Source organism: Paramesorhizobium leguminum (assembly GCF_003217235.1).
Lineage (GTDB): Bacteria > Pseudomonadota > Alphaproteobacteria > Rhizobiales > Rhizobiaceae > Paramesorhizobium > Paramesorhizobium leguminum.
In genome coordinates this window covers 129,506-144,218 of record NZ_QJTF01000006.1, presented here as the reverse complement: position 1 = coordinate 144,218, position 14,713 = coordinate 129,506, and the positions used below count along the sequence as shown (strand labels likewise).

Genomic DNA, 14,713 nt, shown 5'->3' with positions numbered 1-14,713 from the left:
GTGGAACACCCATTGCCTTCTTTGCGCCCATGAGCGGTCCGACTATGGTTGCCCTCCCCTCATCAATACGAGACCGACATGGCAGAAGACATCAAGCGCCTCGCTCCCATCATCGCAGCCGAAATCAACGCGCGCCCCGAGCAGGCCGCCGCCGCGATCACGCTTCTCGATGAGGGATCGACCGTCCCCTTCGTGGCGCGTTACCGCAAGGAGGCGACCGGCGGGCTTGACGACACGCAATTGCGCCTGCTCGCCGAACGCCTTTCCTATCTGCGTGAGCTTGAAGCGCGGCGCTCGACAATCGTCGAATCCATCCGTTCGCAGGGCAAGCTGACGCCGGAACTGCACGCCAAACTCGCTTCCGTCGCCACCAAGGCGGAGCTTGAGGACATCTACCTGCCCTATAAGCCGAAGCGCCGCACCCGCGCCGAGATCGCCCGTGAGCGCGGGCTCGGACCGCTGGCCGAGGCGATCCTCGCCGACCGCAAACTTGTCCCTGCTGAATTGGCGCAATCCTACATCACCGACGATGTGCCCGATGTGAAGACGGCGCTCGAAGGCGCGCGCGACATCATCGCCGAAGGAATTGCCGAAAACGCCGACCTGCTCGGGCGCCTGCGTAATCATCTGAAGGACCGCGCCTTCCTGCGCTCGCGCGTCGTGGACGGAAAGCAGGAGGCCGGCGCGAAATTCTCCGATTATTTCGACCATAGCGAGCGCTGGGCGACAGTTGCAGGCCACCGCGCGCTCGCCATGCTGCGCGGTCGCAACGAGGATTTTCTGTCGCTCGAAATCGTGGTCGATGCCGACGATACTTCGCCGATCAAGCCGGTGGAGCGCATGATCGCCGCCGCCTATTCCATCGGCGGCACCTTGCCCGGCGATCGCTGGCTGATGGAAGTCGCGGGCTGGACTTGGCGGGTGAAGCTGTCGCTGCATCTCTCGCTCGACCTGATGCGCGAGTTGCGCGAGCGCGCGGAAGAAGAGGCGATCCACGTCTTCGCCCGCAATCTGAAGGATCTGCTGCTCGCCGCCCCCGCCGGATCACGCGCCACCATGGGTCTCGATCCCGGCATCCGCACCGGCGTCAAGGTCGCCGTGGTCGATGGCACCGGCAAGCTCCTCGACACCGCCACTGTCTACCCCTTCCAGCCAAGGAACGATCTGCGCGGCGCGCAAGCCGAAATCGCCAGCCTCATCCGCAAGCATAAGGTCGAGCTCATCGCCATCGGCAACGGCACGGCGAGCCGCGAAACGGAACGCCTCGTCGCCGACATGCTGGCCGATATGCCCGCGCCAAAACCGCTGAAGGTCATTGTCTCGGAAGCTGGCGCTTCGGTCTATTCCGCCTCGGAAGCGGCGGCGACCGAATTCCCCAATCTCGATGTGTCATTGCGCGGCGCGGTGTCCATCGCCCGCCGCCTGCAGGACCCGCTGGCGGAACTGGTCAAGATCGAGCCGAAATCCATCGGCGTCGGCCAGTACCAGCACGATGTCGATCAATCCCGCCTCGCCCGCGCGCTGGACGCCGTGGTCGAGGACGCCGTGAACGCCGTCGGCGTCGATTTGAACACCGCGTCAGCCTCGCTGCTTGCCCGCGTTTCCGGTCTGGGCGCTTCGCTGGCGGAGGCGATCATCGCTCACCGCAACGAGACCGGCCCCTTCAAGAGCCGCAAGGAACTCTTGAAAGTGCCGCGCCTCGGCAACCGCACCTTCGAGCAATGCGCCGGCTTCCTGCGCATCCCCAACGGCGCGGAACCGCTCGATGCCTCCGCCGTCCATCCGGAAGCCTATGGCGTTGCCAAGAAGATCGTCGCCGCCTGCGGACGCGACGTGCGCGCGCTGATGAGCGACGGCGCGGCCCTGAAGGCGCTGAACCCAAGCGTTTTCGTGGACGACCGCTTCGGCCTGCCGACCATCCGCGATATCATCGCCGAACTGGAAAAGCCCGGCCGCGACCCGCGCCCCGGATTCAAGACCGCAACCTTCGCCGATGGCGTCGATGACATCAAGGATTTGAAGCCCGGAATGCTGCTCGAGGGCACGGTAACAAACGTCGCCGCCTTCGGCGCCTTCGTCGATATCGGCGTGCACCAGGACGGCCTCGTCCACGTCTCGCAACTCGCCGACAAGTTCGTGAAAGACCCGCACGAGGTGGTGAAGGCGGGCGATGTGGTGAAGGTGCGCGTGGTGGAAGTGGATGTCCCCCGCAAACGCATCAGCCTGACCATGCGCAAGGACGGCGAGGCAATGGCCCCGCGCGGCAACAGTCAGCCGAAGAGCACCGGCAAGAGCTTCACCCCGAAGCCGCAGGCAAAACCCGCGGTGGGCGGATTCGGCGCGGCATTGGCGGAAGCGATGCGGCGGAAGTAGGCCGGGCTCCCTCCTTCCCCCCTGCGGGGAAGGTGTCCGCGGAGCGGACGGATGGGGTGGTGAAGTGTCGAGCAAAACCGTCTCCACCCCCACCCGGCCCGGAGCCTGTCCTGGGCTTGCCGAAGGCAAGACCCGGGGGGCCACCCTCCCCGCAAGGGGGAGGGAAGGCGCTCCTCAGCCAACCATCTCCGCCAGATGCGCGACCTGCGAACCCGCCTCGTAATAAATCTCACTTAAACCGCGAAATATCTGTTTCTGCGGGTCGATGACGGGCAATGGCAGTTCCTCCTCGCTGAGTTCCCCGCTGATATGACGCGCCAACACCTCGCCGAAGACCGTACCCGGCGCGATGCCGCGCCCGTTATAGCCGCTGAAGCCGACCACATTGCGCGCGAGGCGATGGAACTTCGGCACGCGGTCGCTGGTCATGCCGATCTTGCCGTACCAAGCCGCTTCGAATTCCACCTCGCCAATATCGGGAAAGATGCGGGCAAGCGCCCGTTTCGCCCAGGCGCGATGCACCATCGTTCCCGTGCCGCGCAATGCGCCGACGCTGCCGAAAACCAGCCTGCCCTGCCGGTCGAAACGGAAGGAGGAAAGCACCTCCTTCGTATCCCACACACCCTGACGCTCCGGCAAAATGGATGCGCGGAGGCCATCGGCAAGCGGCGCGGTTGCAAAATTGAAATAGGGCAGATGCACCAGTTCGCTGCGCACCTGCGGCCAGGGCGCTTTTGTGTAGGCATTCGTCGCGACCACAATCCAGTCCGCCGAAACCGAGCCTTGCGCTGTCGCTACCCGCCAGCGCTGTCCGTCGCGCTTAGCCGAGATGACGGGACTGCCGGTGAAAATCGCGGCGCCTGCCTCGATTGCCGCGCGCGCGAGCCCCCTGACATAGGCAAGGGGCTGAATGGTCCCGGAGCGAAGGTCGAGAAGTGACGCGGCATAGACCGTCGAGCCGACCTTTTTCGCCGTTTCATCGGCGTCAAGCAAATGTACCGGCGCGTGGCGCTTTTCCCATTGTCTGGCGCGCTGTTCGAGCTCTTTCACGCCTTTTTCACCCACACCGCAATGCAATGTGCCGGCGCGTACCGCCTCGCATTCGATCTTATGCTTTTCGATCAACGCGAAGACGAGATCAGGCGCATTGCCCAGCAAATTCAGCACCCGGCGACCGTAATCCGCCCCCAGCACGCCGGGCAGATCGTCCGGCATCATCCACATGCCGGCATTGACAAGGCCGACATTGCGCCCCGAACCACCGAAGCCGATTTCGACCGCTTCGAGCACTGCCACCTTCGCGCCCTTCTGGGCCAGATGCAGCGCGCACGACAAGCCGGTGTACCCGCTACCAACGATGACGACATCGGCATTGATATCGCCTTGCAACGACACCGTTTGCGGCGCCGCGGGCGCCGTTTTTTCCCATAGGCCATGAGAGCGGGGATCGTTCAGCATAGTTTTCTCACTTCAGGTTTCGATCCAGTTCTCATTGATATGAAGCTGCCGAAGAAGCGCTATTTGCGCAAGGGTTCATTCCGGGCCGGAATGAACTCCGGACTGAACCAGCAATTGATAATCGCTCTTGCCCACCTGCCCCGCAATCCAGCTACAGAAAGTCTGTGTCATCGGGTTTTCGTGCTTTCCCTCAGGCACGACAAGATAATAATCGTTCTCGGTCTTGAGCGGCTTGTCGAAGATGATCACCAGGCGCTTTTCCCGCAATTCCTGCTCTATGAGGTAAAGCGGCAAAAGCGCAAAGCCCATCCCCGCAAGCGCGGCCTCGATTACCATCGAGAACTGGTCGAAACGATGGCCGCGATAGGCCGACCGCGCCTCGATGCCGCAACCCTCGAACCATTGCGCCCATATCTTCGGCCGCGTCGCCAGATGCAACAGCGGCTCGTCTTCAAGCGCCGCTGGTTCCGCCACCGGATGCGCCATGAGCAATAATGGGCTCGCAACCGGAACGATGATTTCGCTGCACAGATAGCTGCAGGTGGCATGCGCCCACACCGGCTGGCCATAATGGATGGCGAGATCGAAAGGCTGCTCGTTGAAATCGAACACCGCCGAACGCGACGCGATATTGAGCGCCACACCGGGATTTGCCTCAAGGAAATCCGGCAGGCGCGGCATCAGCCAGCGGCTGCCGAAGGTCGGCAGCGTGGCGATCGAAAGCGAGGACACCGATTGCGCCGAAGCCATGGCGCGCAGCATCGTATCCTCGGTCTGGTTGAGAAGACGCCGCACCTCGGGCAGGAATTTGCGCCCCGCATCGGAGAGCAGGATGCGCTGGCGCACACGCTCGAAGAGAAGCACGCCAAGCTGCCCTTCCAGGTCCTTGATCTGCCGGCTGACGGCGCTCTGCGTCAGGTTCAGCTCATGCGCCGCCTGCGTAAAGCTGCCATGCCGCGCCGCGCATTCGAAAGCTTGCAGCGTGGCGATGTCCGGAATCAGCCTGCGGCTAAGCTTCATTCCCGCCTCGCATCAACATAGTCGAATTCATCGCAACAATGCCCCACATTGCCCTTAAAGAAAGGGATATGATCCGCTTTATGCATGATATGATACAGCCTGCTTCATCCATATTGCGAGGCATTCGACGATGAAAAAAGAGAATTTCGTTTCCGCCGACGATATCCGCTCGGCATTCTCCGCAGCCATGTCCGCCATGTACCGCAAGGAAGTGCCCGCCTATGGCACGCTGCTCGACCTTGTGGCCGACGTTAACAAGGCGACGCTCGACGCCTCGCCGCAATTGCGCGCGCGGCTGGAAGAGACGGATTCGCTCGACCGCATCTCGGAGGAGCGCCACGGCGCCATTCGCCTCGGCACGGCGGAAGAGCTTAGCCTTATGCGTCGCGTCTTCGCGGTCATGGGCATGTTCCCCGTCGGCTATTACGACTTGAGTTCCGCCGGCGTCCCGGTTCATTCCACCGCCTTCCGCCCGGTCGGCGATGCGGCGCTGAAACGCAATCCGTTCCGTGTTTTCACCTCGCTGCTGCGGCTCGATCTCATCGCCGATGAGGCTTTGCGCGATGAAGCCGCGCGCATCCTTGGCAAGCGCCAGATCTTCACACCCCGCGCCGTCGCGCTTGTCGAGAAGGCGGAAGTCCAAGGCGGGCTTGGCCGCGAGGATGCCGACGAATTCGTCCAGGAGGTGCTCGAAACCTTCCGCTGGCACGACAAGGCCAATGTCAGCGCCGAGCTATACAACCGCCTGCACGATGCTCATCGCCTCATAGCCGACGTGGTGTCCTTCAAGGGACCGCATATCAACCATCTCACCCCGCGCACCCTCGATATCGACGCCGTGCAACGACTGATGCCGGAACGCGGCATCGCGCCGAAAGCCGTCGTCGAAGGGCCACCGACGCGCCAATGCCCGATCCTGTTGCGCCAGACCTCGTTCAAGGCGCTGGAGGAACAAGTCTCCTTCATCGGCGCGGACGGAACGTGGAAGCCCGGCTCGCACACGGCCCGTTTCGGCGAAATCGAACAGCGCGGCATTGCGCTCACGCCAAAAGGCCGCGCGCTTTACGACGCCCTGCTTGATGAGACGCGTAAGGTCGTCCGCCCGGCAGCCGATGGCTCCAATGCAGCCGAATATGAACAGGCGCTTCAAGAAGTGTTTCGCGCTTTCCCCGATGATTGGGCCGAAATCCGTACTGAGGGCCTCGGCTATTTCGCCTATTCGACAGCGCCGGATGCCAAAGCAAAGAAACTTTCGGATGCGGATGATATCGAAACCCTAATCGCTGCGGGCGTTATCCGCTTCGATCCGATCACCTACGAAGACTTCCTGCCCGTCAGCGCCGCCGGTATATTCCAGTCCAATCTCGGTGACGATCAGCGCCAAGAATTCGTGGAAAGCCCGAACCAGAAGCGGTTCGAGAGCGATCTGGGCGCGAGTGTGCTGAACGAGTTCGAGCACTATGCCCGCATTGAACGCGAGTCGATTGAGGCGGCGCTTCGCGCGACCAAGGCAATCGAGCCTGTCGCATAAAGCAATAATCGAACAGGAAGAAACGAAAGCATGGACACCCAAGCCAAAATTGATGTAAAGCGCGAAACCGCGGCCCTTCTGGAAAAGCTCGGCATCGAGCCATCCGCCTATACCGGCGGCGATCTTGCCTCCTTCACGCCCGTCACCGGCGAACAGATCGCCAGCATCAAGACGCATTCCGCGACCGATGCGGAAAAGATCATCGACAAGGCCGATGAAGCCTTCCGCAAATGGCGTCTGGTGCCCGCGCCGAAGCGCGGCGAGCTGGTGCGCTTGCTTGGCGAAGAATTGCGCCGGTTCAAGAATGAGTTGGGCCGGCTCGTTTCCATCGAGGCGGGCAAGATTCCGTCCGAGGGCCTCGGCGAAGTGCAGGAGATGATCGATATCTGCGATTTCGCCGTCGGCCTTTCGCGCCAGCTCTATGGCCTCACAATTGCCACCGAGCGCCCCGGCCATCGCATGATGGAAACCTGGCACCCGCTGGGCGTCGTCGGTGTTATCTCCGCCTTCAATTTCCCCGTCGCCGTCTGGTCCTGGAACGCCGCGCTGGCGCTGGTGTGCGGCAACGCCGTGGTGTGGAAGCCATCGGAAAAAACGCCACTGACGGCGCTTGCCTGCAACGCAATTTTCGCACGCGCCGCGAAGCGTTTCGGTGATGCGCCGGAAGGCCTGTCTCAGGTGCTTATCGGCGACCGCGCCATCGGCGAAGTGCTGGTTGACAGCCCCAAGGTACCGCTCGTCTCGGCCACCGGCTCCACCCGCATGGGCCGTGAAGTCGGCCCCCGTCTTGCCAAACGCTTCGCCCGCTCGATCCTAGAGCTTGGCGGCAACAATGCCGGCATCGTTTGCCCCAGCGCCGATCTCGACATGGCGCTGCGCGCCATCGCCTTCGGCGCCATGGGCACGGCAGGCCAGCGCTGCACCACGCTGCGCCGTCTCTTCGTGCATGAAAGCGTCTATGACACCTTGGTGCCGCGCCTGAAAAAGGCTTACGCCAGCGTCTCCGTTGGAAGCCCGCTTGAGACAAGCGCGCTCGTCGGCCCGCTGATCGACAAGGCTGCTTTCGATCACATGCAGAAGGCGCTGAAGGAAGCTGCGGCAAACGGCGGCAACATCACTGGCGGCGAACGCGTCGAGACCGGCCATGCGGATGCTTATTACGTGAAGCCGGCCCTGGTCGAAATGCCAAAGCAGGTCGCGCCCGTGACGGAAGAGACCTTCGCGCCCATCCTCTATGTCATGAAATACAGCGATTTCGACGAGGCATTGCGCGACCATAACGCGGTCGGCGCCGGCCTTTCCTCATCCATCTTCACGCTGAACCTGCAGGAAGCCGAACGCTTCATGGCAGCGGACGGCTCGGATTGCGGCATCGCCAATGTCAATATCGGCACATCGGGCGCGGAAATCGGCGGTGCATTCGGCGGCGAGAAGGAAACCGGCGGCGGGCGTGAATCCGGCTCGGACGCCTGGAAAGCCTACATGCGCCGCGCCACCAACACCGTCAACTATTCGAAGGCCCTGCCGCTGGCGCAAGGCGTGTCTTTCGATATCGAGTAATCTGAAAGCCATTCCTCACCCGGTCTATCTGTGGACCGGGTGAAGTGGTTTTGCCTGTCGGAGCGTCGAGTCTCGGGCGTCATTGCGAGCCGGCCGGCATCGGGAAGATAAGAGACGACGTGAAGCCGGTCCCACCGTTGAAAAGGACCGCCGCGTCGCTGTTCCCGTCGCCGTTGAAATCTCCGACAACGGGCTGAAAGGTAGTAGGCTGAAACGTCACTAACCCCGATGGGGACGATACGAAGGCCCAGTTGCAGCCCGTATTGAGAAAAAACCGCGTTTCCCCTTTATCCAACAGCGTGGCGGCGATATCCGGCAGATTATCGTGATTGAAGTCCCCAACCGTCAGCGAAATCCCGCCCGCCGCGGGAATTTCGTACCCCGGATGGCAGGTGAAAGTCTTGCCATCGCCGGCGCCTTGATAAACAAATATTTTCGTAGCGCTGCCTACTGCAAAATCCAGATTGCCGTCGCCGTCGAAATCCGCCGCCGTGACTGAACGGGGGCTATGCCCCGCTTCGAGCGTGAAACGGACAGGGTTCCGCTCGAACAAGCCCTGACCGGTGCCGAGGTAGAGCCACGCCGCGCCATCTTGCCCCGCGGTGAGAAGGTCCGGCTTGTCGTCCTTGTTGAAGTCCCCGGTCGTCATCATGGGACCAGTAGGTTGCTGGAACCGCTGGAGATCCTGTGCGGGCGGTGTGAGACCGTAGGCTGTGAACTGCCCCTTGCCGTCGCCGAGATAGACCCGAAAGCCGCGCTCGGTTACGAAGACAACATCGAGATTGCCATCGACGTTGAAGTCGGCGGGCGTCGCCGACAGTTTCGGCGGGTTGAGGTCACCATTGCCCTTGCCTTGCAGATAAATAATGGCGCCCTGGGAATTGCTGGAGCCTGTGACGACATCGAGGATGCCGTCGTTGTTGAAATCCCCCGTCACCATCCCGGCAATATCATAGAGATTCGTGGATTGTTGATAAGAAGGGGTCACCCAGTTAAAATCGCCGGCTGGTTTTGCCAGATAAATGTTGACGGCTTGGTCCGGTTTAGAGCTTGCCACCGCCAGATCACTGTGGCCATCGCGATTGAAATCGCCGGCTTCCAGACCGGTCAGAAGCCGCAAGTCATTGCCAAGAATGGCGGGATTGATCACCGCTATATCCCGCAGCGGATCGCCGCAATGCCCGGCGAGGTCAGTGACGCCACCGCCATGGTAAGTGGTGATATAGGTGTAGGCCGCGCAGGCGATACTGGCCCCTCCATCATTCACCACAGTCACACCGACGGGCCCCAAAGCGTGCGGCGGAGCAGTCACCTGCAGTTCCTTATCCGACTTGACCTTCAAATCCGTCGCCGCGACGCCGCCGAGCTTGACCCCGGTCGTCCAGGTCAGATTCTCCCCCTGAATGGTCACCTGGGTGCCAACCGGGCCGCTCGATGGCAGCACTCCGGCGTTGTTGAAAGCCGGGACGGGAGGAGGAAGATTGACAACCGTAACCCAGCCTTTCGGGTTGGTAATATAGAGAGTTTTACTATCCGGAGTCACAGCCATCACTTGATTAAAATCCCACCACAGCGTGTCCGGGTCCCACCACCCAGCGGCGGGATCAAGGAGAGTCAGCGCGCCTGCGGCAGTGTCCGTCTCCACGTCAATCACCGCGCCGCTTCCATCCATGACATACGCGTATTGTCCATCTGAAGAAAAGACGACGTCAAAAGAATCGGACTGATTTGGGGGCTGAATGAATTTAATAACTGTATCTGTAGCCACATCAACTGCTACAACCCCAGATGCTCCAGCATCACAGTATCGTGTTGCAATATAAGCCTTCTTTCCATCCGGAGAAAAAGAAACACCCCCATAGACCATCCAGTTTGCGGTGCAGCCGAAGTTCCAATTCTTGATCGTTCCGACTACTTTTTTATTCTTAATATCGACCACCCATACGTTGATGAAATTGGCGCTGTTTGTCACATATGCCTTTTCCCCATCTGGAGAAAGCGCGAGAATCCTTCCTCCTCCGTGATTCCATGAGTCGGGAGGAAGAATGAAACTCACCTCCTTTGTCGTGAGATCGATGACGGCAATGCCTGGGTCCGGCGGGTTAGCCGGAACAAAGCTTAGATAGGCAGTCGTTCCATCCGGAGAAATTGCCATGGCGCTTACAGACCCGTAAACATTTACGGGGGGATTCTGGCCGTTGGTTTTCGGTAAGGGAATGGTGTCAGTCTGGGTGTTCGTTGCCACGTCGATAACGGAAATCGTGATATCGCCGCCGTTGGGCACATACACGGTTTTGCCGTCCGGCGACACTGTGATAGCGAAAGCGAACCCAGTATAATTTTTTACCGTACCTATTTCAGCGTTCGTGGCCGTATCGATGACGTGAACTGCACTTGGTTGCTGTGACGTCACATACGCCGTTGTACCGTCTGGCGTGATTGCTACTGCAGTGGCAAAGCCTCCGCTATACCCCTGCACCTTCCCTATATCCGTGTTTGGGTCTGCAGCGTACGCATCCACCAACGCTCCCGCCAGCAAACCCGCGGCAGTCACATACGCTGCCACGAACCGGCTTGGAAATACTTTCAAAAAACCACTGAAAATCATCGCAATAGTCCTGAAAAATTGAAAATAGCCATTCTCCCCGGCAAGCGCGCCCCGATGATGGGGCGCGCCGCGCGGATGAGAAGAAAGAAGGTTAGTTCGGATCGACGGTGATGTAGGTAAAAGCTTTTTCGGCCTTGCCTGGACCGCCCTCATTCTCCACGATAACCTCAACTTGCGCTGGGTCACCGCCCGGCGCAGCGGGCGTGATCACCGTCACCGTCTTGTCGTCAACGACGGTGGGGCTCGTCCCCGCAGTCCCCCCGAAGGTCACCCCCGTCGTATCGAGCAGATTCTTTCCGGTGATGGTCACGGAGGTCCCGCCCTGCACCTGGCCCGAGCTTGGCGCCAGCGGCGGAGCGATGATAGCCGCGGCGGGATGCACCTGAATCACCGCCACATTGTCTGAACCGTTGTAGACCACATAGGCGACATCCCCATCATTGGAGGGGTTGGCATCGGGGCGAAATTTCACCCCGTTCAGATGGTTGCCCTCATAGCTATTCAGATCGACCGTATTTGTTTGCGTGTCGGTTGCGACATCGATCACCGACACGGAGTGAGAACCGAAGCCGGTCACATACACAATCGCGCCGTCCGGGTTGGCAGCCACATCGGCAGGAAAAATGCCGTTGAATTTGGCGACTTCTTTCGTCTGCGTGTGAGTGCCGGTGTCGATCACCGACACCGAGTTTGACTGTTGGTTGGTGACGTAGGCCTTTTTACCGTCGGGGGTGATGGCGATATTGAGCGGAGTGTCGCCGGTATAACTCGAAACCGTTGCTGATTGCTGGTGTTTCGAAACATCGATAACGGCGACAGATTCGCTGGTCGCTACATATGCGAATGTGCCGTCCGGCGCGAATGCCACGCCATGGGCGCCCTGGGCGCCGTCGTAGCCGTCCACCGCGCCGGTTTGCGTATCCGTCGACGTATCGATTATCGATACCGACGCAACCTCATCATTATTCGTCACATATGCGAGATTTGCCCCTTGGGCCCGGCTGAACGCGACGCTGTAAGGGCTGGTTCCCTTGTATCCCTTAACCGTGCTTGTCGACGCCAGATCGTCTGTTTTCGTATCGATGATGAAAACCGAATGCGTTCCGGTGTCGAGCACATAAACCTTCGTCCCATCGGGCGCGACGGCAAGGTTGCCAGGCGTGCTGCCTCTGGGCAGATTGATAATCTTGAGCTGCTTATGGTTCTGAGCGTCTATCACAGACACCGTGTTCGTGCCGGTGTTGGGAACGTATGCTTTCGACCCGTCAGGTGTGAAAGCCACACGATTGGGGGCCGTGCCGGTGAACGCGGCAACCAGTTGGGTCGCCCTGTTGCCGGAAGTCGCCTGCGCGGTCTCGGGCACGATGATTACAGCAGCAACAGCCGCCAGACCGATCATGACGGACGCAAGCCCGGACTTAAACCGCCGCGATGCCGTCGTAGTTAGTAGGTTATTCATATCACTTCTCTTCCCTTTATTAATGAAAACATTGATGTTCGTGCATGCAGAATCAGCACGTAAAGAGAGTATAAATTATATAACACAACCTAAGATAGCTGAAAATGTCGGTCGACCAATATGATTACCAAACGGGTAACCGGCGTTGACCAGCCATCTTGGCAAAATGCGGATGCAAATAAGGGGATATTTCAATGGTGCCCCCCTGGGCCGGCATCTTATTGAAATATCAGCGAAAATCATCCTCTATCATCTTGTATCAAGCCCCTTGATCGGCCATACTGTTCCCGTTACGTTCAATATCAGGCTCTATCACGAATATTCACCCAATCGCAGCATGAAAGGTGGATTGGCGGGTGGATGAAAAGAGCCGCTGAGAAAGGCGGATCGAGGTGCGGGCAATAAACCGTTTGAACGCGCGGGCAGTCGCCACGCTGGGACCGGGGAAATACAATGACGGCGCTGGGCTGTGGCTGCACAAGCGGCCTGATGGCGGCGGGCAGTGGGTTCTTCGTGTTACCGTTCACGGCAGACGGAGGGAAATGGGCCTTGGCTCCTTGCTCGAAGTTTCCTTGAAGGAGGCGCGTGAAGCTGCCGAAAAGTGGCGGACTGTGGTCCGCTCGAATGCCGATCCAATCAAGGAGCGGGAACGCCAGAAACGGGAAGCCGCCCGCAACCTTCATTTACTCAAGGATATCGCCAAGGGACGCCTTCGAGAGCCGCAAGGCCGAACTGAAAGGCGATGGTGAGGCAGGGCGCTGGTTCAGCCCGCTTGAACACCACATCCTCCCAAAGCTCGGGAATGTGCCGGTGGCCGATATCGACCAAACGGAGATTAGGAACACCCTCGCCCCGATCTGGCACACCAAAGCCGACACCGCGCGCAAGGCGATCAATCGGCTCAACATCTGTATGAAGCATGCAGCCGCGCTTGGTCTGACCGTAGACTTGCAGGCGACGGAGAAGGCCCGCGCCCTTCTCGGAAAGCAGCGCCACAAGGCTCAGAATATCCCAGCCATGCCCTGGCAGGAGGTTCCGGCCTTCTATGCCTCGCTGACCGATGACAGCGTAACCCACCTCGCTATGCGCCTTCTTATCCTCACTGGCGTTCGTTCCGGGCCGCTGCGCTCAATCCATGAAGACCAGATCGACGGCGATGTTTGGACGATTCCCGCCGAGGCCATGAAAGGCAGGAAGGACGCGACGAGTGATTTCCGCGTTCCGCTTACGGTCGAGGCGATGAAGGTTATCGAAGCTGCCCGCCGCCACGCTCGCGACGGCTTCCTTTTCCCGAACGTCCGCAGTGGCGTCATCAGCGATATGACGCTGGGAATGTTCATGCGCCGCGCCGGCCTGGAAGCCCGCCCACACGGCTTTCGCTCCAGCTTACGCGATTGGATAGCGGAAGCGACGGAAACGCCCCACGATATCGCTGAAACCGTTCTCGGGCATACGGTCGGCGGATCGGTCGAGCGGGCTTATCGGCGCACGGATTTCTTGGAACAGCGGCGGACGCTGATGGAGCGCTGGGCGCGGTTCGTGAGCGAGGGCAAAGGCCAACTGTTGAGGGTTTCTTTTGGATGACTGACGGGAGCACCAGTGAAGCCAGTTCCTGGCGGGACCATGCATCTCTAAGGCGTTGGGACCGCATCGATTGGCTGCACTTGACTGATGGTGAGCGCGCGGAACTAAGACATACGCTTGAGGGCGTTGTGCGCAAGGTGGTGAAGGGCCACGGGATTGAAGTTTTCGAAACTCATGTGGATCCCAATGAAGCCGAAAATTGGGGGGAATACTCTGCGGCCCACTTACTGAAACAGCTGAAGGCGACCGCGCGTACCAGCCTTGGGGACGAGTTCGGTGAAATCGATGCAGCTGCGGCTTTCGCTTCGGAGGCTCTCGCGAGCGGACTAGGCGGAAAATTTGACGGACTACACGATACGTTCATTTATGTGGAGCCTGACGGGACCATTCGCCCGATCCGGCGCGACCGTGGGGCCGCGCTGAAGGCGAAACGCGAGGGGTTATGGTTCGCAAATTTCGACAACATTCAAGAAGCTCGATTTCAAATAAATAAATGGCTCGCCCTCTACCCTTGGCGAAATGCAGACTCGATTCATCAGTTCTGGCGACAAGGTAAGTTTACCCCAAACTCTCCTATAGACCACGCATTGCACATTCTGAATTGGCATAACGTGTACAAGTCGAACATGGCGAGTATCGACACAGAGGACGAGCGCCATGGCCTTGAAGTACATTTCATTGCGAAGGCGGCGTTTATGATTGGGCGGCACTACGAGGCATTACTGCGAAAACCGTACGAGGATTACGCGGTAAAAAAATTGGAAGAAATCGAGAAAAACCGAGCCAACGGCAAGAACGGCGGGCAATCTAATAGACAGTTGAAGATAGAGCGGCACAAGGTTCTCAACCGCCTTGCGTTGGCGCATAAAGAAGATTTCGCTTTCACGACCGATAAAGCCTGTATCCAGAAGGCGAAGCAGCTAGCCGCCGCTTACGATAAAAACAAGGACGCGGACAGCAGGCTTTTCACCGTGAAGGGGAAGCACCTCAGCCCAGAATGGTACGAGGAGTGGCTATCGCAGTTCCGAGCCGTTGCGCGGAAAGTTCAATAAAATCATTAATTTATGTTCAATCCAGCCACTGGTTAGCCGCAAAAGCGAAGCGCTGTATGGCTGACGTG

8 protein-coding genes and 1 pseudogene are annotated in these 14,713 nt (G+C 59.6%); 5 read left to right on the top strand and 4 right to left on the bottom strand.

What is annotated here, in order from left to right:
- Positions 1-78: 78 nt before the first annotated feature.
- A complete protein-coding gene (locus C7477_RS07250) occupies positions 79-2,373 on the top strand; it encodes a Tex family protein (RefSeq protein ID WP_110750572.1) in 2,295 nt (764 codons plus the stop codon).
- Positions 2,374-2,547: 174 nt separating this feature from the next.
- On the opposite strand, the gene C7477_RS07245 is transcribed toward C7477_RS07250, so the two are convergent.
- Together C7477_RS07245 and C7477_RS07240 are read right to left on the bottom strand one after the other, a co-directional pair.
- Positions 2,548-3,831 (bottom strand): NAD(P)/FAD-dependent oxidoreductase, encoded by a 1,284-nt coding sequence (locus tag C7477_RS07245; RefSeq protein WP_110750570.1) that lies wholly within the window; start codon positions 3,829-3,831, stop codon positions 2,548-2,550.
- 75 nt (positions 3,832-3,906) lie between these two features.
- Entirely contained in the window at positions 3,907-4,851 is a 945-nt protein-coding gene (locus C7477_RS07240; protein ID WP_110750568.1) for a LysR family transcriptional regulator, read from the bottom strand.
- 130 nt (positions 4,852-4,981) lie between these two features.
- On the opposite strand from C7477_RS07240, the gene hglS reads away from it, so the two are divergent.
- Positions 4,982-6,382: a 2-oxoadipate dioxygenase/decarboxylase HglS gene (gene hglS, locus C7477_RS07235; RefSeq protein WP_110750566.1), complete on the top strand. Its 1,401-nt coding sequence runs from the start codon at positions 4,982-4,984 to the stop codon at positions 6,380-6,382.
- 30 nt (positions 6,383-6,412) lie between these two features.
- Entirely contained in the window at positions 6,413-7,942 is a 1,530-nt protein-coding gene (amaB, locus tag C7477_RS07230; protein ID WP_110750564.1) for an L-piperidine-6-carboxylate dehydrogenase, read from the top strand.
- A 79-nt stretch (positions 7,943-8,021) separates the two neighbouring features.
- On the opposite strand, the gene C7477_RS07225 is transcribed toward amaB, so the two are convergent.
- Together C7477_RS07225 and C7477_RS07220 are read right to left on the bottom strand one after the other, a co-directional pair.
- Positions 8,022-10,703 carry an FG-GAP-like repeat-containing protein gene (locus tag C7477_RS07225; RefSeq protein WP_110750562.1) on the bottom strand — a complete coding sequence of 894 codons (2,682 nt, stop codon included), beginning with the start codon at positions 10,701-10,703 and terminating at the stop codon, positions 8,022-8,024.
- Positions 10,642-12,009: a beta-propeller fold lactonase family protein gene (locus C7477_RS07220; RefSeq protein WP_110750560.1), complete on the bottom strand. Its 1,368-nt coding sequence runs from the start codon at positions 12,007-12,009 to the stop codon at positions 10,642-10,644. The genes C7477_RS07225 and C7477_RS07220 overlap by 62 nt, the downstream gene beginning before the upstream one ends.
- Before the next feature lie 392 nt (positions 12,010-12,401).
- Here C7477_RS07220 and C7477_RS07215 point away from each other — a divergent pair.
- Positions 12,402-13,593 (top strand): annotated as a pseudogene (locus C7477_RS07215) (tyrosine-type recombinase/integrase).
- Positions 13,590-14,645, top strand: coding sequence for a hypothetical protein (locus C7477_RS07210; protein ID WP_110750558.1), 1,056 nt, complete (start codon positions 13,590-13,592; stop codon positions 14,643-14,645). The pseudogene C7477_RS07215 and the gene C7477_RS07210 overlap by 4 nt, the downstream one beginning before the upstream one ends.
- The last annotated feature ends 68 nt before the right edge of the window (positions 14,646-14,713 follow it).

Coding starts and splice junctions, on each gene's coding strand:
- C7477_RS07220 (WP_110750560.1), bottom strand. CDS start 12,009: ATGAATAACCTACTAACTACGACGGCATCGCGGCGGTTTAAGTCCGGG.
- C7477_RS07210 (WP_110750558.1), top strand. CDS start 13,590: ATGACTGACGGGAGCACCAGTGAAGCCAGTTCCTGGCGGGACCATGCA.
- C7477_RS07250 (WP_110750572.1), top strand. CDS start 79: ATGGCAGAAGACATCAAGCGCCTCGCTCCCATCATCGCAGCCGAAATC.
- hglS (WP_110750566.1), top strand. CDS start 4,982: ATGAAAAAAGAGAATTTCGTTTCCGCCGACGATATCCGCTCGGCATTC.
- C7477_RS07240 (WP_110750568.1), bottom strand. CDS start 4,851: ATGAAGCTTAGCCGCAGGCTGATTCCGGACATCGCCACGCTGCAAGCT.
- C7477_RS07245 (WP_110750570.1), bottom strand. CDS start 3,831: ATGCTGAACGATCCCCGCTCTCATGGCCTATGGGAAAAAACGGCGCCC.
- C7477_RS07225 (WP_110750562.1), bottom strand. CDS start 10,703: ATGAGGGCGGTCCAGGCAAGGCCGAAAAAGCTTTTACCTACATCACCG.
- amaB (WP_110750564.1), top strand. CDS start 6,413: ATGGACACCCAAGCCAAAATTGATGTAAAGCGCGAAACCGCGGCCCTT.